We start from the raw sequence: 20316 nt of genomic DNA on the forward strand, positions 1-20316 counted from the left end.
GACCGATCCACTAGCGAAGACGCATAGCCCATGACGCTTCTTGCCCTGGGAATCAATCATCGTACTGCTACCGTTGCGGTGCGCGAGCAGGTGGCTTTTACGCCAACGCAGCTAGAAAGCGCGCTGGCCGAGCTGCGCAGCCTGCCGCACATCAGCGAAGCAGCGGTACTTTCGACGTGTAATCGCACGGAGCTTTACTGTGTGACGGATGCCGCCGGTGAGCAAACCGTATTGGACTGGCTGGGCCGTTTTCATAATTTGCGCGTGGAAGAGCTTACCCGCTGTGCCTACCACTACCACGATAACGATGCCGCGCGTCACTTGATGCGCGTGGCCGTTGGGCTGGACTCCATGGTGTTGGGCGAGCCACAGATTCTGGGTCAGTTGAAAGAGGCTTACCAGCAGGCGCGCCAGGCCAAGGGGCTGGGTGGCGAGCTGGAGCGGCTTTTTCAGCACACCTTTGCCGTGGCCAAACAGGTACGCACCGAAACCGGAATCGGCAAGAACCCGGTGTCGGTGGCCTATGCCGCCGTTAGCATGGCCAGCCGCATTTTCGATGATTTCAGTCGCGCCAATGCGCTATTGATAGGTGCAGGGGAAACCATCGAACTAGTGGCTCGCCACCTGCACGAGGCGGGGGTGCGTCAGCTCACCGTTGCCAACCGTACCCGTGAACGTGCCGAACGGGTCTCCTCTTCGCTCGGAGGCACGGCGATTACCCTGCCGGAAATTCCCGACGCCTTGGAGCGTGCCGATATCGTCATCTCGTCCACCGCCTCGCCGCTGCCGATTCTGGGTAAGGGCATGGTCGAGCGGGCGCTGAAAAAGCGCCGCCATCGCCCGGTCTTCATGGTAGACATCGCCGTGCCTCGGGATATCGAGCCGGAAGTGGGGGAGCTGGCGGACGTGTTCCTCTATACCGTCGATGACCTGGAAGAGGTGATCGAGGAGAACCGGCGTCATCGTCAGGTTGCGGCCGACCAAGCCGAGTCGCTGATCGAACGCGGCGTGGGGAGCTGGCAGCAGGAGCGGCGGGTACGCAACGGCGGCGAAGTGATTCGCGATTTTCGGCGTCACGGTGAATCGCTGCGCGACCAAGCCCGCGACCAAGCGTTGGAGCGTCTGGCCAAAGGCGAAGACCCCGCCAAAGTGGTCGAGCGTTTGGCGCACCAGCTCGCTAACCGGTTCATGCATCAGCCGACGCTGACCATTCGCGAAGCGGCTGCCCAGGAAAACCACGATTTGCTCAGCGCCGCGCCGCGCCTGCTGCTACCACCGAAGCCCGCCTTCGAGCAGCCTGCGCCCTCGGCAAAACGCCAGAAGGATGATACGCCCGCATGAAAGAGACTTTGCGCCAACGTTTAGACAGCTTTTCCGACCGGTTCGAAGAGCTGGCCATGCTGCTGTCGGATCCTGAGGTGATCAACAATCAACAGCGCTTTCGCGACTACTCCCGTGAGTACGCCGAACTCGAAGAGCTGGTCGCCGCGTGGAAGCGCTATCTCGACGTGGAACAAGGCATTGCTGACGCCGAGCAGCTCAGCCGCGACAGCGACCCCGACATGCGCGAGCTGGCCGAGATGGAGATCATCGAAGGCCGCGAGCAGTTGGAAACGCTCGACGTGGAGCTCAAGCGCCTGCTGATTCCGAAAGATCCCGACGATGGGCGCGGCGTCTTTTTGGAAGTGCGTGCAGGTACTGGCGGGGACGAAGCCGCTATTTTTGCGGGCGATCTGTTTCGCATGTACTCCCGCTATGCGGAAAAGCGTGGCTGGCGTGTCGAAGTCGTCAGTGCCAGCCACGGCGAGCAGGGCGGTTATAAAGAAGTCATCTCCCGGGTGAAGGGTGACGGCGTCTACGCGCGGCTCAAGTTCGAGTCGGGCGCTCACCGGGTGCAGCGCGTACCGGCAACCGAATCTCAGGGGCGTATCCACACGTCAGCGTGCACCGTCGCGGTGATGCCCGAGGTGGACGAGGTGGGGGATATCGATATCAATCCGGCCGATTTGCGGGTCGATACCTACCGCTCCAGCGGTGCCGGTGGTCAGCACGTCAATACCACCGACTCCGCGATCCGTATTACCCACCTGCCCACCGGCGTGGTGGTGGAGTGCCAGGAAGAGCGTAGCCAGCACAAGAACCGTGCCAAAGCGATGTCGCTGCTGGCCGCCAAGCTCAAACGCAACGCCGTGGATTCCCAGCGCCAGGAGCAGGCCGATGCTCGCCGCTCGTTGGTAGGGTCGGGGGATCGCAGCGAGCGAATCCGGACGTACAACTTCCCCCAAGGGCGCATTACCGACCACCGGATCAACCTGACGCTCTACAAGCTGACCGAAGTAGTGAGCGGCGAGCAATTGGACGACGTCATCGAGCCGCTGATTCACGAGTACCAAGCAGAACAGCTCTCGGCGCTGCAGGACGCTTGATGACGTTCGACGCCCTTCTGAAGAGCGCTGCCCAGCGGTTGCAGCGCGCCGGTTCGCCATCGCCACGGATCGATGCTGAGGTGTTGATGGTATTCGCTGCAAGCCGCAGCCGCACGTGGCTATACACTTGGGGCGATAGCGAATGCCCCACCTGGGAGCATGCTCGCTTTGACGCCTTGGTCGCCGCGCGTGCTCAGGGACAGCCGGTGGCTTACTTGACCGGAGAGCGCGAGTTTTGGGGGCTGTCATTGGCAACCTCGCCCTCTACGCTGATCCCCCGTCCCGATACCGAAACGCTAGTGGACGTCGTGCTGGCGCGTGCCAAAGCGCTCAGCGGCAGGCTGCTCGATTTGGGGACGGGCTCCGGGGCTATCGCGCTGGCCTTTGCCAGTGAGCGGCCGATGTGGCAAGTCATTGGGGTCGATGTTCGGCCGGAGGCAGTGTCGCTTGCCACTCACAATGCTCAGACACTGCACATCGCTAACGCAACTTTTTTGCTGAGCGACTGGTTTGCTTCGCTGGGAGTGCCGCCTGACGGCGATGCATTCGATATCATCGTGAGTAACCCGCCTTACATCGCCGCCGACGACCCGCATTTGTCCGAGGGTGACGTGCGCTTCGAGCCCCGTTCGGCGCTGGTGGCCGAGGGCGATGGCATGGCGGACTTGATGCATCTGATCATCGCTGCCCAAGCGTTTCTTTCTCCCGGCGGCTGGCTGGCGCTAGAGCACGGTTACCAGCAGGCTGCCTGCGTTCGCCAAGCATTGATGCAGGCGGGCTATCAAAACGTTGAAAGCGTACAAGACATCGGCGGCCATGAACGGGTTACCCTGGGGCATCTCGAATAACTGCCTGATTCATCAGTATTGGATCCTGCCATGAAACCAAAAAATAGAACGCTGGACCGTATCGACCTGAAGATTCTGCGCTGTCTGCAGGAAAACGCACGTATCTCCTATGTAGACCTTGCTTCGGAAGTTGGGTTATCCACAACCCCTTGTTTGGAGCGTGTCAAACGCCTGGAGCGAGCGGGCATCATCCGCGGCTACCAAGCCATTCTCGATCCCCGGGCGCTCAAGGCGAATTTGCTGGTGTTCGTCGAAATTAGTCTGGAAACCCAATCGCCGACGGTGTTCGACGAGTTCCGCCGTGCGGTCGAGAAGCTGCCGCAGATTCAGGAGTGTCACTTGGTCTCTGGGCAGTTCGACTATATTTTGAAGTGCCGCATTCCCGAAATGGCCGCGTATCGTCAGCTATTGGGCGATGTGGTGCTGACCCTTCCCGGCGTGAAAGAGTCGAAAAGCTACGTGGTGATGGAAGAGGTGAAGGAGAGCTTTAGCCTGCACATCCCCGATATCGAGGAATTTGAGGATAAGTAACGCGATGATGGACGATCAGGCGCTGCTGCGCTATAGCCGCCAAATCATGCTGCCCGAGGTCGATATTGGCGGCCAGGAGCGCCTGCGTGCTGCTCATGCCCTGATCATTGGTGCCGGCGGGCTCGGCTCGCCGGTAGCGCTCTATCTGGCGGCGGCGGGCGTTGGCAGTATCACCATCGTCGATGCGGATCAGGTGGAGTTGACGAATTTACAGCGCCAAATTGCCCACCAGCAAGCCAGTCTGGGGGTCAACAAAGCGCGTTCAGCCAAGGAGCGTATGCAGGCGCTCAATCCGGAGTGCCATGTCGTGGCGATCGAGCAACATGCCGAAGGCGAGGCGCTCATGGACTTGGTGGCCTCGGCCGACGTAGTGCTGGACTGCACCGATCGATTCTCTAGCCGCTATGCCATCAATGCCGCCTCTCAGCGGGCGGGCGTGCCGCTGATTTCCGGTGCAGCGATTCGCTTTTCGGGCCAGTTGGCGGTGTTTGATCCCCGTGATGCCGCTTGCCCCTGCTATGCCTGCCTCTACCCGCCAGGCGATAGTGACGACGAAACGTTGAGCTGTGCGGAGAGCGGGGTCATGGCCCCGCTGGTGGGGCTGATCGGCTGTTTTCAGGCGGTCGAAGCGTTCAAACTGATCAGCGGCGCGGGCAGGTCACATCAGGGCTTGTCCACCTTCGATGGCTTGAGCGGCCAGTGGCGCCATTTCCAAGTGCCGAGAGATCCTGCCTGCCCAGTGTGTAGCGCCCGCGCATAAAAGAACGCCCGCAGGGAGGCGGGCGTGACGTCACGGTCTTCACGTCAAAGGGAACGAACTCAGTAGGGCGGTACGGCCGCCCTCTTAGCCAGTCATTTGCTTAATGACGAATCAGGTAGTCGAAGGCACCCAAGGACGCTTTGGCGCCTTCACCCATGGCAATGATGATCTGCTTGTAAGGCACAGTGGTCACATCGCCTGCGGCGAACACGCCGGGCACCGAGGTCATGCCGTGGGCGTCGACGATGATCTCGCCACGCGGGGACATTTCGATGGGCGAGCCTTTCAACCACTCGGTGTTGGGCACCAAGCCGATTTGTACGAAAATGCCTTCCAGTGCGATGCTCTTCACTTCATCTGTATTGCGGTCTTTGTAAGTCAGGCCGTTGACACGGCTGCCGTCGCCAGTGACCTCGGTGGTCTGAGCGTTCAGCACGATGTCGACGTTGGGCAGGCTCTTCAGCTTCTTCTGCAAGACGGCATCGGCGCGCATTTCGCCCATGAACTCCACCAGCGTCACGTGACCGACGATGCCGGCCAGGTCGATCGCGGCTTCGACGCCCGAGTTACCGCCACCGATGACCGCCACCCGCTTTCCTTTGAACAGCGGGCCGTCACAGTGGGGGCAGTAGGCAACGCCTTTGTTGCGGTACTCCTGTTCGCCAGGCACGTTCATTTCGCGCCAGCGGGCGCCGGTCGCCAGTACCAGGGTCTTGCTCTTCAGCTTCGCGCCAGATTCGAAGGTGACCTCGTGCAGGCCGCCATCGGCCTCCGCTGCTTTGAACGATGTAGCGCGCTGCAGATTCATGACGTCGACGTCGTACTCTTTGACGTGCTCTTCGAGCGCGCTGACCAGCTTGGGACCTTCGGTATGGGTGACGGAGATGAAGTTCTCGATGCCCATGGTATCGGCGACTTGACCGCCGAAGCGCTCAGCGGCAACGCCGGTGTTGATGCCTTTACGGGCGGAGTAGATCGCTGCCGACGCACCTGCTGGGCCGCCGCCGATGACGAGCGTATCGAACGCAGCTTTTTCGCTCAGCTTCTTCGCTTCGCGTTCGGCAGCGCCGGTATCGACCTTGGCAAGAATCTGTTCGAGGGTCATACGTCCCTGGTCAAACGGCTTGCCGTTCAAGTAGATGCTGGGCACGGACATGATTTCGCGCGATTCGACTTCATCCTGGAACAGCGCACCGTCGATGGCGACGTGGCGCACCTTCGGATTGAAGATTGCCATCAGGTTCAGTGCCTGGACCACATCTGGGCAGTTCTGGCAGGAGAGCGAGTAGTAGGTCTCGAACAGCATTTCGCCATCGAGATCCTTGATTTGGTCCAGCAGCGCTTGAGAGGTCTTCGGTGGGTGGCCACCCACTTGCAACAGCGCCAGTACCAGCGAAGTGAACTCGTGGCCCATGGGGATGCCAGCAAAGACCACGCCGGTCTCTTCTCCGGGGCGGTTGATGGCAAACGATGGGGTACGGCTGTCTTGCCCGTCGGTGTGCAGAGTAATCTTATCGGTGAGGCTGCTGATATCTTCCAGCAGACCCAGTAATTCACGTGACTTGGCACCGTCATCGAGGGACGCAACGATCTCGAACGGTTGAGTCACTTTTTCCAGGTAAGCTTTCAACTGATTTTTTAAATTGGCGTCCAGCATGACAGTGGCTTCCTCGCAGTCAGCAGTAAGTCGTTCTCGACCTAAAACGCTCGCTGCCGAGTCAGTCGGGCAGCCAATGGCGCTAGGGAAAACAGGGATGCGGTGATACGGGTGCTTAAACGGAACACCCGGGCCAAGTGCCCGGGTGTCATGCTGCCGGTAGGGCAGCGGTAGGCGAGTTAGATTTTGCCTACGAGATCCAGAGACGGGGCAAGTGTCTCTTCGCCTTCTTTCCATTTGGCCGGGCACACTTCGTTCGGGTTTTCACGAACGTATTGAGCTGCCTTCACTTTACGCAGCAGCTCTTCGGCGTTACGGCCAATGTTGCCAGCGTTGATTTCGACGATCTGGATTTTGCCATCGGGGTCAACGACGAAGGTGCCGCGCTCAGCCAGACCCGCTTCTTCGATGAGTACTTCGAAGTTGCGAGAAATTTGCAGGGTCGGGTCAGCGATCATCGGGTACTGAAGCTTGCCGATGGTTTCAGAGCTGTCGTGCCATGCTTTGTGGGTAAAGTGGGTGTCGGTAGATACGCTGTAGATTTCGACGCCCAGCTTCTTGAAGGCTTCGTAGTTGTCGGCCAGATCGCCAAGCTCGGTCGGGCAGACGAAGGTGAAGTCAGCCGGATAGAAGAAGAAAATGGACCACTGACCTTTCAGGTCCGCTTCAGTAACATCGATAAATTCGCCGTTCAGGTAGGCGGTGGCTTTAAACGGTTTTACTTCAGTGTTGATCAAAGACATTTAGAACGTCTCCATAAAGGGTGGATGGCAGTAAAAAAAGTTGTTGCTAATGGTAGCGGGCTACAACTAATAGCTAAAATTGGAAAAATGAATCTTTCCAATAGAAGTGGGCTATTGAACGATTTGGCTACCTTTCGCGACACTTGTTGTGGGGGCAGTTGGCGCTTAATACAAGAATTTTTCGGTGGCTCTTGCGGTAGGCGGCACTGCACCGCAAAATTCGCACGGTTGCGATAATCGCCTAAGCTGTTTTCAACTGCGTTGGGTTGGCGTACAGGCCTTCCTTCAAAGAGCAGTCGGTTGCCGAACGTGGGCTGTGGTGACGTGAACTTTACATTTAGGAGCAGGTAGATGGGGAACATCCAAAAACTTTCAGCGGCCGTTACGGCCATCTCTTTTGCCGTAGCGGCTGCCGCTGCCCACGCTGAGGAAGTGCGGGTATATAACTGGTCTGACTATATCGCCCCGGAAACGCTGGAGAAGTTCACCGAGCGTACCGGTATCGAAGTGACGTACGATGTGTATGACAGTAACGAAATTCTCGACGCAGCGCTCTTGTCGGGCCGTTCTGGCTACGACGTGGTGGTGCCGTCAACGTACTACTTTACCCGCCAACTCAAAGCGGGCGTTTTCCAGCCGCTGAACCATGAGCTGCTGCCGAACCTGGACAACCTCGACCCGGAGCTGATGGCCAATCTCGAAACCATCGACCCAGGCAGCGAATACTCCGTTCCTTATATGTGGGGCACCAACGGCATCGGTTATAACGTCGAGCGAGTGACCGACATTCTCGGTGACGACGCTCCGTTGGATAGCTGGGCACTGCTGTTCGATCCAGAGATTACCACTAAGCTGAGTGAAGCGGGCTGTGGTCTATCGATGATGGATTCGGGCGATGAAATGCTGTCGCCTGCCATGGTGTACCTTGGCTTGGATCCGCTGAACGAGACCGTCGAAGACATCGAAGCGGCTGGTGAGCTGATTGCCAACGTTCGCGACAACATCACTTACTTCCACTCCTCGCGCTACGTTTCTGACCTCGCTAATGGCGACATTTGCGTGGCGGCGGGTTACTCCGGCGATATCTTCCAGGCCGCTGCGCGTGCCGAAGAGGCGGGTCGTGATTTCACCATTGGCTATAGCATCCCGAAAGAGGGCGCTGCGCTTTGGTTCGACATGATGGCGGTGCCGGCCGATGCGCCGAATCCTGAGAATGCCCACGCGTTCATCAATTTCATTCTCGACCCGGAAATCGCTGCCGAGATCAGCGAGTACGTGCGTTACGCCAACCCCAACTTGGCTGCTAACGAGTATCTCTCTGATGAGCTGATCAACGACCCGGCCATTTACCCTGAGACCGACGTAATGAAGAACCTTTACGTCCAAGTCGAAAAACCCCAGGAGCTGCTGCGTGCTCGAACGCGCACCTGGAACCGCGTCAAATCTGGACGTTAATGCCAATCATCGTCTGACGGCGAGCCGGGCAGCTGCCCGGCTCGCTGTTTGTCTTTTATCGCCCGGTCTTTCGGGCCTTTTGATGGGAGTGGCGAATGGTCACTACGCCCCTGTCGAACGACGTTCCCTCTGCTTCGTCTGCCGTACCTCCTCAGGCTCGCGCCCAGGGCAAGACGCCTCGTTTTGCCGAAGATATCGTTTTAGAGGTCAAGCGTTTGAGCAAGCGGTTCGATGATGCGCTTGCCGTAGATGACGTGAATTTGCAGGTGAAGCGCGGCGAAATTTTTGCCTTGCTCGGCGGCTCTGGCTCGGGTAAGTCGACGCTACTGCGCATGCTGGCGGGGTTCGAGACGCCCAGCGAGGGGCGCATTTTGCTGAGTGGCGAGAACATCACCGAGATGCCACCACATAAACGGCCCATCAACATGATGTTCCAGTCGTATGCGCTGTTTCCGCACATGACCGTGGCCCAAAACATTGCCTTCGGCTTAAAGCAGGACAAGCTGCCGAAAGCCGACATCGAGACGCGCGTAGCTCAGATGCTCAAACTGGTGCACATGGAGCGTTTTGCCAAGCGCAAGCCCCATCAGCTCTCAGGCGGTCAGCGTCAGCGGGTGGCCTTGGCACGCTCGCTCGCCAAGCGACCCAAGCTTCTGCTGCTCGATGAGCCCATGGGCGCGTTGGACAAAAAGCTGCGCACCGAAATGCAGCTGGAGGTGGTCGAGATCATCGAGCAGGTCGGCGTCACCTGCATCATGGTGACCCACGACCAGGAAGAAGCCATGACCATGGCCGACCGCGTGGCGATCATGGCCGACGGCTGGATCGAGCAGGTGGGCTCACCGGTGGATATCTACGAAAGCCCCGCGAGCAGAATGGTGGCTGAATTCGTTGGCACGGTGAATCTGTTCGAAGGGGAGATCATCGAAGACGCCGCCGATCACTGCCGCATCGAATCACCCGCGCTTTCTCGGCCAATCTATATCGACCACGGTATTACGACCCAAGCGGTCGATCGCCGGGTGTGGGCGGCGCTGCGCCCTGAGAAAATCTGGCTCACCCGCGAACAGCCAACGTGTGAGTACAACTGGGAAGCGGGCAAAGTGGACGATATCGCTTATTTGGGTGGTTACTCGCTCTACTACGTGCGCACCACCTCCGGGCAGATGATCAAGGTCAGCATGGCCAATACCGAGCGTCGCGGCGACCGCCCTACCTGGGAGGATAGCGTGTACGTTTACTGGGAAGACCACAGCGCTATCGTGCTGAACCGCTAATGCCCAGGTGGATGAGAGGAGATTGCCTATTATGACGCCATCTCGCGTTTCAGGCGTGATCAAGCGGATGCAGCTAGGCCGTCGCGCCGTGATTGCACTTCCGCTGGTGTGGCTGACGCTGTTTTTCCTGCTCCCGTTCGCGCTGGTGCTGAAAATCAGCTTATCCGAATCGGCCATCGCCATTCCGCCCTATGGGCCGCTGGTGGAGTATGCCGACCAAACGCTCAACATTTTTCTGAATTTAGGCAACTATCTGTTTCTGTTGTCCGATTCGCTCTATGTGGCCGCCTACTGGGGGTCGATCAAAACCGCGTTCATTGCCACGGCGGTGTGTTTGCTGATTGGCTACCCGATGGCGTATGCCATGGCGCGTGCGCCAGGGCGCTGGCAGCTGGTTCTGCTGCTGTTGGTGATGCTGCCGTCGTGGACGTCGTTTCTGATTCGGGTTTACGCTTGGATGGGCATTCTCAGCAATAGCGGGTTGATCAATAACCTGCTGATGGGGCTTGGTCTCATCGATGCCCCGCTGCGGATGATGAACACGCAATTCTCGGTGATCGTAGGCATCGTCTACGCTTACCTGCCGTTCATGGTGCTGCCGCTGTACGCCCACCTGACGCGTTTGGATAATTCGCTGCTGGAAGCGGCATCGGACCTTGGGTCACGTAAATTCAACACCTTCTTGAAGGTCACGCTGCCGCTCTCGATGGGGGGCATCATTGCGGGCTCGATGCTGGTGTTCATCCCAGCGGTCGGTGAATTCGTGATTCCCGAACTGCTGGGCGGCCCCGATACGTTGATGATTGGTAAGGTGTTGTGGGAAGAGTTCTTCCTCAATCGGGATTGGCCCGTGGCCTCGGCGCTCGCCATGGTCATGCTGCTGCTATTGCTCGTCCCAATCGTGTGGTTCCACCGCTACCAGTCACGGGAGCTTGAAGAATGATCAGATCGCATCGGCGCCCAAGTTTTACCACCGTGATGCTGGTGCTGGGGCTGCTGTTTTTGTACCTACCCATGGTCGTTCTGGTGGTGTATTCGTTCAACGAATCACGCTTGGTGACGGTGTGGGCCGGGTTCTCCACCCAGTGGTACGGTGAGCTGTTCCGCGACCAGCAGATTTTGTCGGCGGTGTGGACCAGTTTGAAGATTGCCTTCTTTGCCGCCAGCATGGCGGTGTGCCTGGGAACGGTAGCGGCCTTTGTCATGACCCGCTACGGACATTTTCGAGGTAAAACGGCACTCTCGAGCATGGTGACTGCGCCGCTAGTGATGCCGGAAGTCATCACCGGTCTGTCGCTGCTGCTGCTGTTCGTGCAAATGGCGCAGCTAATAGGTTGGCCTGCTGACCGTGGCATGGCGACCATTTGGATCGCCCACACTACGTTTTGTAGTGCCTACGTGGCGGTGGTGGTCGCCGCTCGCCTGCGGGAAGTGGACCGCTCTATCGAGGAAGCGGCGATGGATTTGGGCTCGCCCCCGGTCAAGACGTTCTTCTTCGTGACGCTCCCGGTGATCTCCCCGGCGCTTGCCGCTGGCTGGTTGCTGGCGTTTACCCTCTCGCTGGATGACTTGGTCATTGCCAGCTTTGTGTCGGGCCCGGGTGCGAACACGCTGCCGATGGTGGTGTTCTCATCGGTACGGATGGGCGTGTCGCCGAAGATAAATGCGTTGGCGACGTTGATCATTTTGACGGTGTCGTTGGCGACGCTGCTGGCGTGGTATTTCATGCGCCGCAGCGAGGCCAAGCGTCAGGCGGCCATGCAGCAGGCCGAAGGGGCTTGAATAGAGTTCGAGCGCCGCTAGAGCACGTCGTCATCACGGCCGGTGATGACGGCTTCTAGCTCGCCGGTCATCGGTGAAACGATGACCTGAAGTTGGATGGGCGCACAGCACTGATGACAATCTTCCCAGGTATCATGGCTGCCCTGTGAGATGTCGATCACGAAGGTGAGCGGGGTGTCACAATAAGGGCAGTGAAAATCGTGATGGATCAACGCGTCGTCTTGCATGGTGTTTGCCCTTTTTAACGTTACACTGGCTGAAGCATGGACATGATGACTCAGTGTAGCAGTGCGCTTTACAGGCAGGCGCCTGCTGCGCGAATCAGGTAGGATATCAGCGGGTTTTCCCGAATCACCTAGCGAGATGAGAGCGATGATGAAACGATACATGGCAGTTGCGGCCCTAGCGGCCTTCCCAATGGTCGCCCAGGCAGATACACCGAATTTGACGCCCGGCGAGTGGGAGTTCGTCAGCGTAACTAGCGTCAGTGGCGATATGCAGATTCCCGATCAAACCGAAACCGAGCGTCAGTGCATTACCCAGGCAGAACTGGAAGGCGCTGAGTTCGGTTTCATCGAAGAGGAAGAGGGCTGCGAGCTGCTGGACCAAGAGATGAATGCCGATGGCCTCTCCTACAGCATGGTATGCCGCGCAGAGGGTGGCGAAGCCACCATCGATGGCGAAATGCGCTTCATGGGTGAGCAGATCGAAGGCACCGTGGATATTCTGACGCAGTCGCCCATGGGCGAACTGACCATGAACACGACGATCGAAGGCGAGCGTATCGGTAACTGCGAATAAGCACTCCCGTTACGATAGCCTCAACCACCAAGGGCGCCCACTGGGCGCCCTTGGTGTCTCTACTGCCCGTCGATTCATCGCTCTGGCGTTTCCAGCGGCGTGTGTGGCGCCGTCGGGGCATTGGCGATCTCCTCTTCGAGCTGGCGCTTGACCGCTCCAGGCGAGCCGGAGTAGCGGGCCAGCAGGTCGTAGGCCACCGGCACGACGAACAGCGTGAAGAGGGTGGCAGCCCCGACGCCTGCCATGATGACCGTGCCGATCACTAGGCGTGACTCGGCCCCCGGGCCGCTGGAGATGATCAGCGGAATGGCACCGGCCATGGTGGTGACGGCGGTCATCAATATGGGCCGCAAACGCGTCACCGAGGCTTCGATCAGCGCCGAGCGAAACCCCTGGCCCTCATCGCGCAGTTGGTTGGCGAACTCGACGATCAAGATACCGTTCTTGGCCGCCAAACCGATCAGCAGTACTAGGCCGACTTGGCTATAAATATTCAGCGACTGGCCGCTGAGTAGCAGCGCGAGCAGCGCACCGCTCATGGCGAGTGGCACCGTCAGCATGATGACGAAGGGGTGAATCAGGCTCTCGAATTGAGCCGCCAGCACCAGGAAGACCACCACCGCGCCGAGGATCAGCAGAAACGTCGTTGCGCCGCTGGCCTGCTGGAAATCCCGGGAAGGCCCGGCCACGTTGGTTTGTACCTCTTCCGGTAGAAGCGTATCCGCGGCGTCTTGCAGGTAGGCCAGCGCTTCGCCAAGGGGATAGCCGTCAGCGAGGTTTGCTTCGATCGTGATGGCGCGTACCCGGTCAAATCGGTTCAGCGTGCTAGCCCCGGCAAAATCGGACAGGGTTACGAGACTGGCCAGCGGGATCAGTTCGCCCGTGCGCGCCGAGCGCACCTGAATGTGATCCAGTGCTCGCGGGCTGTTTTGGCGGCTGCGGTCGCCTTCCACGATGACGTCGTACTCTTCACCGTCATCTACATAGCGCGTCACGTTACGCCCGCCTAGCAGGACTTCTAGCGTGCGGCCGATTTCGGTCACCGTAACGCCCAACGATGCGGCGCGTTCGTAATCGATATCCACCCTTAGCTGGGGCTGGGTTTCGTCGTAGTTGCTCTCGATGGCGGTCAGGCGCGGGTTGTTTTCCCGTACGTGGTTGATCAACCGATCACGCCAGCGGGCAAGATCTTCATAGGTGCCGCCGCCCAAGACGAACTGAACGGGCTTTTGCGTACGCTGGCCAAAGCCTTGGCGCATCACCGGAAAGGCTTGGACGCCAGGCAGCGAGCCAAGCTGTTGGCGCACGTCAGCCATGATCTCCCAGGCACTGCGGCGGTTGCCCCAGTCAGCCATATTGACGATGATGAACCCACTGTTAAAGTTTTCGATATTGCCGAATCCACGCGGGGCGCGCACGACCACGCGTTCCAGCTCGCCGCTCTCTACGAAGGGGGTTAGCCGCGCCTCGATTTCGTCCATGTAGTCCATCATGTAGTCGAATGTGGCGCCTTCGGGCCCATTCACCAGCACGATGAAGTTACCGCGATCCTCCTGGGGGGTGTACTCGTTGGGCAGCGCCGATGCGAGCCACGCCGTACCCGTGATCAGTAAAGCAAACAGCGCCACCACCAGCCATTTGGCTGCCAATACGGTTTCAAGAGCGCATTGATAGCGGCGCTTAGTGCCGTCCAGCAACCACTGTACGCCTTGGCCAATACGACTGTCGTGCATGCCGGGCTTGAGAATCTTGGAGGCCATCATCGGCGTTAGCGTCAGCGCGAGTAGGGTAGAGACGATCACCGCCGCCGCCATGGTCAGGGCAAATTCCGAGAACAGTCGGCCGATGTCGCCTTGCAGCATGCTCAGTGGTACAAAGACGGCGACCAGCACCAGGGTGGTGGCGATCACTGCAAAGGCGATTTGTCGCGTGCCACGAAAGGCGGCCACTAGCGGGGTTTCGCCATAGTCATGCATGCGTCGATTGATGTTCTCGAGTACCACGATGGCGTCGTCCACGATCAGCCCGATGGCCAGCACCAGGGCAAGCAGGGTGAGCAGGTTGATGGAGAAGTTCATTGCCGCCAGCGCCGTGAACGCGCCAATCACGGCAATCGGTACCGTGACGGCGGGGACCAGGGTCGTACGTAGATTGCCTAGGAACAAAAAAATCACGATGACGACAAGGCCCATGGCAATAAAGAGCGTCATGACGACCTGCTCGATGGCACCAGAGACAAACACTGAGGCATCGTAATTGAGGGCAAGCGACATGCCCGCTGGCAGCGTGCCCTGCAGCCGCTCCAGCTCCTGTTGCACCGCCTCAGACAGCTCGATCACGTTGGCGGTGGACTGCATGATCATTCCCAGCCCCACCATGGGCACACCGTTGGCTCGGAACACCGAGCGATCTTCTACTGACCCGACTTCCACGCGGGCGACATCGGCAAGACGTACCAAATAACCGTTGCTGCTTTGAGTGAGCGCTAGGCGCTGAAAATCATCGGCGGTGGCGAAGCTGCGCGGCAGACGGACGATGAACTGACGGTCATCGGACTCGATCGAGCCAGCGGGTAGCTCGACGTTTTCGGCGCGTAATGCGTCTTCTACATCGCCCACGGTTAGGCCGCGAGCCGCCAGTGCGTTACGGTCGAGCCACACGCGCATGGCGTAATCTTGGCCGCCGCCGACACGCACGCGGGCAACGCCGGGTTGCACCGACAGGCTATCGACGAGAAAGCGGTTGGCGTAGTCGGTGAGTTCGGCAATCGAGTAGTCCGCCCCCGACAGGCTCAGCCATACGACGATCTCTTCGCTGCTATCGGCTTTGGTGACTTCTGGGTTGTCGGCGTCGTCTGGGAGGTTGCGCAGCGCGCCGGAGATGCGGTCGCGTATATCGTTCGCCGCGGCGTTGATATCCATGGTGATGGCGAACTCGATTTCGATACGCGAGCGGCCATCTTCACTTTGAGAGGTGATCAGTTCGATACCTTCGACCCCGGCAATACGGTCTTCCAGCACTTGGGTAATACGTGTTTCTACCACGCTTGCTGAGGCGCCGGGGTAGCGTGTATCGATACTAACGATGGGCGGGTCGACCGTGGGATACTCTTGAAGCGGTAAGCGATTGAGCGCCAGCAGTCCAAAGGCGATGATTAGCGCCGCAATCACCATGGCGAGCACGGGCCGCTGGACGGAAATATCGGATAAACGCATTAGCGATCAGCCTCAAGCAGCGAGCGAATATCCGTCGTTTCGTCGGCAATGCCCAGTAGCCTGACCTCTTGGCCTTCTCGGGCGAGCTGTAGGCCGTGGATCACGACCAAGTCGCCTTCACGCAGGCCTTCGAGGATTTCGACCTCGCCACTGCGTCGCTCGCCAATGGCGACCTCACGGCGTTCTAAGCGCGGGGCCTCCTGCTGTTGAATCACCATGACGAAATGGCGGTTGCCACTGGGCTGAAGGGCGGCTTCAGGGAGCACGAGCGTCTCGCGCACGCGCTGTTGCACGATGACCTCCATCAGCATGCCGGGGCGCAATTTCAAATCGGGGTTGGCAAGCTCGGCGCGAACGTTCACGCTGCGGGAGGTGGGATCGATGCGCGTGCCGATACTAGCAATTTCCCCGCGAAACACCTCGTCTGGATACGCTGCGGTGGTGGCCGTTAGGCTCAGTCCGGCAGAGAGTCGGCCCAAAAACACCTCAGGCACGGTGAAGTCGAGCTTCATGACGTCGAGCTTGTCGAGGGTCACCAGCGCCATACCTGGGGTGACGAGCGTGCCGACACTGACATCACGAAAGCCGACCCTGCCGCTAAACGGTGCAAGGATACGATAATTCTCGAGTCGCGCTTCTAGCGCTTGGGCATCGGCTTGCGCTTGGCGGAGCTGGGATTGCGTATCTTCGACGTCGGCTCTGGCCGCTAAGTTACGCTGCTGCAGCTGCGAGGCTCGGCCGGATGCATTGCGTCGCTCATCGGTGAGCGCTTGTGCTGCTCTCAATAGTGCCTGCTCCTCGGCATCTTCCAGACGAATAAGTAAGCGGCCACGCTCGACCTGTTCACCATCGCCAAAGTTGATCTCCGCGATGGTGTCGGTGACAGTAGCGGATAATGTCACGCTCTCGTCGGCGCTCAAAGTGCCCAGCGCTTCCAGCGGGTCCGACCAGGTGTCGGACGCTACTTGATACCCAATGACGGGTGGGGGTGTTTGCGCGCTGGCAAGAGTGGCCCAACCAAGCAGTAGTAAGAGGCCACAAAAGGTGCGTTTCGATGCAGGCATAAGTGTCTCGATATCATTCACGGACTGGGTGCTTTACGCTCCACCGTCCAGGCCGGTGTCAGCCCCTAGGCGCAGCGGTGCCGTACCGCCAAGCGAAATATTGTGCTCTTCTTGTACTTTAAGGCTGATAATGTACAGCAATGTAGTGCTTTTTACCTGTTAAAATACCCGCCTATTCTTTTTGGGAGCCTTTGTAATGGTCTTCGACGTCGTGGTCATTGGCGCGGGCGCCGCTGGTTTGATGTGCGCGGCGCAGGCAGGCTATGCCGGGCGACGTGTCTTAGTGCTCGACCATGCCAACAAAGCGGGTAAAAAAATCCTAATGTCGGGGGGAGGCCGCTGTAACTTTACCAATCTTGATACGGCGCCTGGGCATTTTTACTCTGAAAATCCTTATTTTTGTATCTCCGCATTAAAACGTTACCGTCCAGAACACTTCGTATCGCTCGTGGAAACCCATGGCGTCGAGTATGTAGAAAAAGCGCCTGGACAATTATTTTGCGCCGATTCCGCTAAAGAGATCGTTCGGGTGCTGATGACCGAGTGTGAGTGGGCTGGGGCAGAGGTGGCACTGAAAACCTCCATCTCGCGCGTGGAGCGCCAAGGGGAGGGCATGCGCCTGACCACCTCCATGGGGACCATCGATGCAGGCGTGGTCGTGGTGGCTACAGGGGGGCTCTCCATTCCCACCATGGGAGCGACGGGATTTGGCTACGACATTGCGCGCCAGTTCGGCCTGGAGGTGCTGCCCACTCGCCCCGGCTTGGTGCCGTTTACCCTGAGCGATAGCTGGAAAGAGCGGGTCGCAGCGCTTTCTGGCGTCAGCCTGCCCTCGGCGGTGAGTTGCAAGGAGACGCGCTTTGTCGAGCCGATGCTGTTTACCCACCGAGGGCTGTCTGGCCCCTCCATGCTGCAGATCTCCAGCGTATGGGAGTCTGGTAGCACGATTACCATTGACCTCATGCCGGGTGAAAGCGTCGCGGAGGCCTTGCGTCATGCGCGGCAGGAAACCCCTAAGCGCCTATTGTCTACCTGGCTTGGCGAGCGTTTTCCCAAGCGCTTTGCCCAAGCATTGCAAGAGTGGTACCCCAACGCTGAGCTGGCTAGTCCGCTGGCCCAGTACAGCAATGAAGCGCTTGATGTGTGGGCTCAGCGGCTCAACCAATGGCAGCTAAAACCGGCGGGTACGGAAGGGTGGCGCACGGCGGAGGTGACGATGGGCGGGGTAAGCACCCATGCTATCTCATCGAAAACCTTCGAAGTCAAAGACCTACCGCAGCTGCGCTTCATTGGTGAGGTGCTGGATGTGACGGGGCAACTAGGCGGCTATAACTTTCAGTGGGCATGGGCTAGCGGTGTTGCCTGTGGACAAGCGTGTTAAGTGTTATCGACACGCATTAAACAAGCCGCTGCGGTAAGAGAGCCGCAGCGGCTTGTCGGATCATCCTTATCGCAGGCGTAGCGGTCAACGGACGATTATGTCGCCACTTTGGCAAGGAGCTTTAACTTTCGAAAGAGCATGTAACCTGCCAGTGCCTTACGACCTAGCACCATGGCACCGCCTGGATGACGTGCAATGCGTAACGCAGCAATGCCGCCAATGGCGTAAAGCGGCAGTTTGACGCTTTTCCAATGACGTTCCAGCGGGGAAGAGGCATGTAGCAACGTGTCGCTATCGACCAATATGTCGATACGCTGCTGCTCCAGTTCGGCGAGCAGCGCCGCCTTGCGCTCTGCTCGGCTGAGTGGTTTAACGACACTATCGTGACGGGTCATCCTCATTCACCTCTAGCAAGGCCCGGTCCGCCGCAAGCTGCTTTAACGTTTCTTTGAGCAGCGTATGACGCTTGGCTTGACGAAGTGCTATTACGGCGAGTAGTACGCTGAGTGCAATCAGTACAGCAGCACTCACGCTGATGGCCGTGAGACGATACGTGTCCCAAAAAAGCACAATGACAAGAGCCGTTAGCGTAGCAATGCCAAGAAGCAGTAATAGCAGGCTGGCACCAGCAAGCAGCAGTAAGACTAATAAGCGGGCGCGCTCTTCCTCTAGTTCCAAAACCGCCAAACGCAGGCGGGTCTCACTGTTGGCAACCAGTGTTTTTAGCAGGCGTTTGGCGGCGGAAAAGACGCGTTGGGTAGGACCCAAAGCCATTAGCGACGTCCGAGGAGCATACCAACGACAAGGCCCGCTGCGGCACCAAGGCCGATGCTGGTCCAGGGGTTCTCACGGACGTAACGATCACAGCAATCGACCTGCTCTGAGAGTGTCTCGCGGGTATCTTCGTAAAAACGTTCACCGCGGGCTTCTAGGCGGGCACGGGTATCCTTCAAACGTCGCTCGGCACGCTCACGCAGGTCGCGCATTTCGCCGCTAGCATCCTTGGAGGTGGCGTTCATCAGCTCTTCGACGGTTTCGCTGAGATGACGCAGATCCTCTTTGAGCTGGTCAGCACGGGCAGAGGTGTCTGTATTACGTTTTGCCATGATGTCTTCCTTTGACGAGTGAATGAGTTACGACTTCGAGTGACGACTTCAGCATAGCAGTCATCATCATATAGACAACCTTACTGGCTTAACGGTTCAGCCCAGTGGCGCTGAACAGTGGGTTGAGGCTAAAACCAAGGCTCAGGCGATGCACGCGGTGGTTGTAATCGATCATGCTCTCGCCGTAACCGTAGTAATACTGCACATGGGTGCGCACGCCGTTGAACGCGGGCCAGCTGTAATCGATCTGCGTGCCGTAGTTGCCGGCGCTAGGGTTGCCACGCAGTTGACCGGCAAATTCATGGTTGTTTTGCAGGCGCTTGGCGAGGCGAATGTCGCCATAGCCGACGAAGCGCTCGATATCGGGGTTGTCATCATCGCTATCCGACTCGGGCACGCGCCAGTGGGGCGCCAGGGTGAGCGCCCAATCGCCGCTTTGGAAGGTGCTTTCCAAGTACACTCGGTTCCAACTGCGCGAGAGCGGATCGGAGCGGCCGTTTGATTGATGGATGAACGACACGCGGTTGCGGGTGTTCACCCATCCCAAGGCACTCCAGGCGTTGTCGAAGTCGATAAACACTTCGGGCTCATAGTTGGTTTCGCGAAACGGCGAGGAGGCATCGGTGTTGTACGCCTGCCACCAGCTACGCTGGGTATACGCAAAGTAAACGTCGCCTATGTCACCGAAGACATTTTCGGCCAAATTGAACTTGGCACTGAATTGAAATTTGACCTCACCACTATCCGGTTGAACGTCGTCTGTGATGCTGCGGAAATTCTCGACGTTTTGATTCGTGTTGTAGCTAATGGGGAACAGATAGTTGGTGCGATGCGTCGTGATGGCGAAGGGGTTACGTGACGACTCTTGTTCCAACTGTCGCCGTTCGCTCAGGTCTTCGAGCGCTACTTCGACTGGCAGCGGCGCTGGTTCGATACCCTGGGCGGCATCTTCGGGTGCTTCGATTTGCTGAAGCTGCTGGCGCAACTGGTAGAGTTCGGTATTGAGCGCTTGTATGCGCGCTTCAATGTCTTCTCGGGAATCGGCTATGGCGCTTTGACTGAGCACGGTCGCGCTCACAAATGTCGCCAAACCGGTGAACAGCAGTTTTCGGGTAACCATCAACGTGGCTCGCAAATTAAGAGTAGAGAGATGCCAGCATTGTTTCTATACATGCCGCTTGTGTAAGTCAACTCCGTATGGCGACGTGCTGACAATATTGCGTCGAGCTGTCTTACCCATGACAATGGCCATCTCGCCCGACATCGCGGG

At 58.5% G+C, this 20316-nt stretch carries 20 protein-coding genes; 11 read left to right on the top strand and 9 right to left on the bottom strand.

All coding sequences use genetic code 11. The annotated features are described in order from the left end of the window. Window positions 1–30: 30 nt before the first annotated feature. From hemA to FHJ80_RS03035, 5 genes are read left to right on the top strand one after another with little or no spacing between them, the layout of a single operon-like run. Window positions 31–1341: a glutamyl-tRNA reductase gene (gene hemA / locus FHJ80_RS03015; protein WP_139525550.1), complete on the top strand. Its 1311-nt coding sequence runs from the start codon at window positions 31–33 to the stop codon at window positions 1339–1341. After that, the gene (prfA, locus tag FHJ80_RS03020; RefSeq protein WP_139525551.1) at window positions 1338–2426 is read left to right on the top strand and encodes a peptide chain release factor 1; all 1089 of its coding nucleotides are present in this window, start codon (window positions 1338–1340) and stop codon (window positions 2424–2426) included. The genes hemA and prfA overlap by 4 nt, the downstream gene beginning before the upstream one ends. Beyond that, window positions 2426–3274 (top strand): peptide chain release factor N(5)-glutamine methyltransferase, encoded by an 849-nt coding sequence (gene prmC, locus FHJ80_RS03025; RefSeq protein WP_139525552.1) that lies wholly within the window; start codon window positions 2426–2428, stop codon window positions 3272–3274. The genes prfA and prmC overlap by 1 nt, the downstream gene beginning before the upstream one ends. Window positions 3275–3304: 30 nt before the next feature. Then, window positions 3305–3805: an Lrp/AsnC ligand binding domain-containing protein gene (locus FHJ80_RS03030; RefSeq protein ID WP_139525553.1), complete on the top strand. Its 501-nt coding sequence runs from the start codon at window positions 3305–3307 to the stop codon at window positions 3803–3805. Window positions 3806–3809: 4 nt separating this feature from the next. Continuing rightward, a complete protein-coding gene (locus FHJ80_RS03035) occupies window positions 3810–4565 on the top strand; it encodes a molybdopterin-synthase adenylyltransferase MoeB (protein WP_139525554.1) in 756 nt (251 codons plus the stop codon). Between the two features lie 100 nt (window positions 4566–4665). Here the strand turns inward: FHJ80_RS03035 and ahpF are convergent, their stop codons facing one another. After that, a complete protein-coding gene (gene ahpF / locus FHJ80_RS03040; protein WP_139525555.1) occupies window positions 4666–6222 on the bottom strand; it encodes an alkyl hydroperoxide reductase subunit F in 1557 nt (518 codons plus the stop codon). A 179-nt stretch (window positions 6223–6401) separates the two neighbouring features. Then, window positions 6402–6965: an alkyl hydroperoxide reductase subunit C gene (gene ahpC / locus FHJ80_RS03045; protein WP_139525556.1), complete on the bottom strand. Its 564-nt coding sequence runs from the start codon at window positions 6963–6965 to the stop codon at window positions 6402–6404. A gap of 351 nt (window positions 6966–7316) precedes the next feature. Between ahpC and FHJ80_RS03050 the strand changes: the two genes are divergently transcribed. The 4 genes from FHJ80_RS03050 (at window position 7317) to FHJ80_RS03065 (ending at window position 11479) form a co-directional block, all read left to right on the top strand. Further along, on the top strand, window positions 7317–8420 hold the full coding sequence (locus FHJ80_RS03050) for a polyamine ABC transporter substrate-binding protein (protein ID WP_139525557.1): 1104 nt from the start codon (window positions 7317–7319) through the stop codon (window positions 8418–8420). Between the two features lie 95 nt (window positions 8421–8515). Then, the gene (locus FHJ80_RS03055) at window positions 8516–9697 is read left to right on the top strand and encodes an ABC transporter ATP-binding protein (protein ID WP_139525558.1); all 1182 of its coding nucleotides are present in this window, start codon (window positions 8516–8518) and stop codon (window positions 9695–9697) included. A gap of 31 nt (window positions 9698–9728) precedes the next feature. Beyond that, complete coding sequence (locus tag FHJ80_RS03060; RefSeq protein ID WP_139525559.1) at window positions 9729–10640, top strand: ABC transporter permease subunit; 912 nt, start codon at window positions 9729–9731, stop codon at window positions 10638–10640. Next, a complete protein-coding gene (locus tag FHJ80_RS03065) occupies window positions 10637–11479 on the top strand; it encodes an ABC transporter permease subunit (protein WP_139525560.1) in 843 nt (280 codons plus the stop codon). Before FHJ80_RS03060 ends, FHJ80_RS03065 begins: the two co-directional genes overlap by 4 nt. 17 nt (window positions 11480–11496) lie before the next feature. Here FHJ80_RS03065 and FHJ80_RS03070 read toward each other — a convergent pair whose 3' ends face one another. Next, on the bottom strand, window positions 11497–11706 hold the full coding sequence (locus FHJ80_RS03070; protein ID WP_139525561.1) for a CPXCG motif-containing cysteine-rich protein: 210 nt from the start codon (window positions 11704–11706) through the stop codon (window positions 11497–11499). A gap of 160 nt (window positions 11707–11866) precedes the next feature. On the opposite strand from FHJ80_RS03070, the gene FHJ80_RS03075 reads away from it, so the two are divergent. After that, complete coding sequence (locus tag FHJ80_RS03075) at window positions 11867–12280, top strand: DUF3617 family protein (RefSeq protein WP_139525562.1); 414 nt, start codon at window positions 11867–11869, stop codon at window positions 12278–12280. 74 nt (window positions 12281–12354) lie between these two features. On the opposite strand, the gene FHJ80_RS03080 is transcribed toward FHJ80_RS03075, so the two are convergent. Together FHJ80_RS03080 and FHJ80_RS03085 are read right to left on the bottom strand one after the other, a co-directional pair. Beyond that, entirely contained in the window at window positions 12355–15495 is a 3141-nt protein-coding gene (locus FHJ80_RS03080; protein ID WP_139525563.1) for an efflux RND transporter permease subunit, read from the bottom strand. Continuing rightward, the gene (locus FHJ80_RS03085) at window positions 15495–16559 is read right to left on the bottom strand and encodes an efflux RND transporter periplasmic adaptor subunit (protein ID WP_139525564.1); all 1065 of its coding nucleotides are present in this window, start codon (window positions 16557–16559) and stop codon (window positions 15495–15497) included. Before FHJ80_RS03085 ends, FHJ80_RS03080 begins: the two co-directional genes overlap by 1 nt. Window positions 16560–16755: 196 nt before the next feature. Here FHJ80_RS03085 and FHJ80_RS03090 point away from each other — a divergent pair, with 196 nt between their 5' ends. Further along, a complete protein-coding gene (locus tag FHJ80_RS03090) occupies window positions 16756–17940 on the top strand; it encodes an NAD(P)/FAD-dependent oxidoreductase (protein ID WP_139525565.1) in 1185 nt (394 codons plus the stop codon). Window positions 17941–18035: 95 nt separating this feature from the next. On the opposite strand, the gene FHJ80_RS03095 is transcribed toward FHJ80_RS03090, so the two are convergent. The 4 genes from FHJ80_RS03095 to FHJ80_RS03110 form a co-directional block, all read right to left on the bottom strand. Beyond that, a complete protein-coding gene (locus FHJ80_RS03095) occupies window positions 18036–18335 on the bottom strand; it encodes a YqjK family protein (RefSeq protein WP_137093870.1) in 300 nt (99 codons plus the stop codon). Next, window positions 18319–18714, bottom strand: a complete 396-nt coding sequence (locus tag FHJ80_RS03100) for a phage holin family protein (protein ID WP_139525566.1) — start codon at window positions 18712–18714, stop codon at window positions 18319–18321. The genes FHJ80_RS03095 and FHJ80_RS03100 overlap by 17 nt, the downstream gene beginning before the upstream one ends. Then, window positions 18714–19046 carry a YqjD family protein gene (locus tag FHJ80_RS03105; protein ID WP_139525567.1) on the bottom strand — a complete coding sequence of 111 codons (333 nt, stop codon included), beginning with the start codon at window positions 19044–19046 and terminating at the stop codon, window positions 18714–18716. The genes FHJ80_RS03100 and FHJ80_RS03105 overlap by 1 nt, the downstream gene beginning before the upstream one ends. Window positions 19047–19134: 88 nt before the next feature. Then, window positions 19135–20166: a phospholipase A gene (locus tag FHJ80_RS03110; protein ID WP_139525568.1), complete on the bottom strand. Its 1032-nt coding sequence runs from the start codon at window positions 20164–20166 to the stop codon at window positions 19135–19137. Window positions 20167–20316: the final 150 nt, after the last annotated feature.

The organism is Halomonas sp. BL6, from assembly GCF_006228115.1.
GTDB lineage: Bacteria > Pseudomonadota > Gammaproteobacteria > Pseudomonadales > Halomonadaceae > Vreelandella > Vreelandella piezotolerans.

Coding starts and splice junctions, on each gene's coding strand:
- hemA (WP_139525550.1), top strand. CDS start 31: ATGACGCTTCTTGCCCTGGGAATCAATCATCGTACTGCTACCGTTGCG.
- prfA (WP_139525551.1), top strand. CDS start 1,338: ATGAAAGAGACTTTGCGCCAACGTTTAGACAGCTTTTCCGACCGGTTC.
- prmC (WP_139525552.1), top strand. CDS start 2,426: ATGACGTTCGACGCCCTTCTGAAGAGCGCTGCCCAGCGGTTGCAGCGC.
- FHJ80_RS03030 (WP_139525553.1), top strand. CDS start 3,305: ATGAAACCAAAAAATAGAACGCTGGACCGTATCGACCTGAAGATTCTG.
- FHJ80_RS03035 (WP_139525554.1), top strand. CDS start 3,810: ATGATGGACGATCAGGCGCTGCTGCGCTATAGCCGCCAAATCATGCTG.
- ahpF (WP_139525555.1), bottom strand. CDS start 6,222: ATGCTGGACGCCAATTTAAAAAATCAGTTGAAAGCTTACCTGGAAAAA.
- ahpC (WP_139525556.1), bottom strand. CDS start 6,965: ATGTCTTTGATCAACACTGAAGTAAAACCGTTTAAAGCCACCGCCTAC.
- FHJ80_RS03050 (WP_139525557.1), top strand. CDS start 7,317: ATGGGGAACATCCAAAAACTTTCAGCGGCCGTTACGGCCATCTCTTTT.
- FHJ80_RS03055 (WP_139525558.1), top strand. CDS start 8,516: ATGGTCACTACGCCCCTGTCGAACGACGTTCCCTCTGCTTCGTCTGCC.
- FHJ80_RS03060 (WP_139525559.1), top strand. CDS start 9,729: ATGACGCCATCTCGCGTTTCAGGCGTGATCAAGCGGATGCAGCTAGGC.
- FHJ80_RS03065 (WP_139525560.1), top strand. CDS start 10,637: ATGATCAGATCGCATCGGCGCCCAAGTTTTACCACCGTGATGCTGGTG.
- FHJ80_RS03070 (WP_139525561.1), bottom strand. CDS start 11,706: ATGCAAGACGACGCGTTGATCCATCACGATTTTCACTGCCCTTATTGT.
- FHJ80_RS03075 (WP_139525562.1), top strand. CDS start 11,867: ATGGCAGTTGCGGCCCTAGCGGCCTTCCCAATGGTCGCCCAGGCAGAT.
- FHJ80_RS03080 (WP_139525563.1), bottom strand. CDS start 15,495: ATGCGTTTATCCGATATTTCCGTCCAGCGGCCCGTGCTCGCCATGGTG.
- FHJ80_RS03085 (WP_139525564.1), bottom strand. CDS start 16,559: ATGCCTGCATCGAAACGCACCTTTTGTGGCCTCTTACTACTGCTTGGT.
- FHJ80_RS03090 (WP_139525565.1), top strand. CDS start 16,756: ATGGTCTTCGACGTCGTGGTCATTGGCGCGGGCGCCGCTGGTTTGATG.
- FHJ80_RS03095 (WP_137093870.1), bottom strand. CDS start 18,335: ATGACCCGTCACGATAGTGTCGTTAAACCACTCAGCCGAGCAGAGCGC.
- FHJ80_RS03100 (WP_139525566.1), bottom strand. CDS start 18,714: ATGGCTTTGGGTCCTACCCAACGCGTCTTTTCCGCCGCCAAACGCCTG.
- FHJ80_RS03105 (WP_139525567.1), bottom strand. CDS start 19,046: ATGGCAAAACGTAATACAGACACCTCTGCCCGTGCTGACCAGCTCAAA.
- FHJ80_RS03110 (WP_139525568.1), bottom strand. CDS start 20,166: ATGGTTACCCGAAAACTGCTGTTCACCGGTTTGGCGACATTTGTGAGC.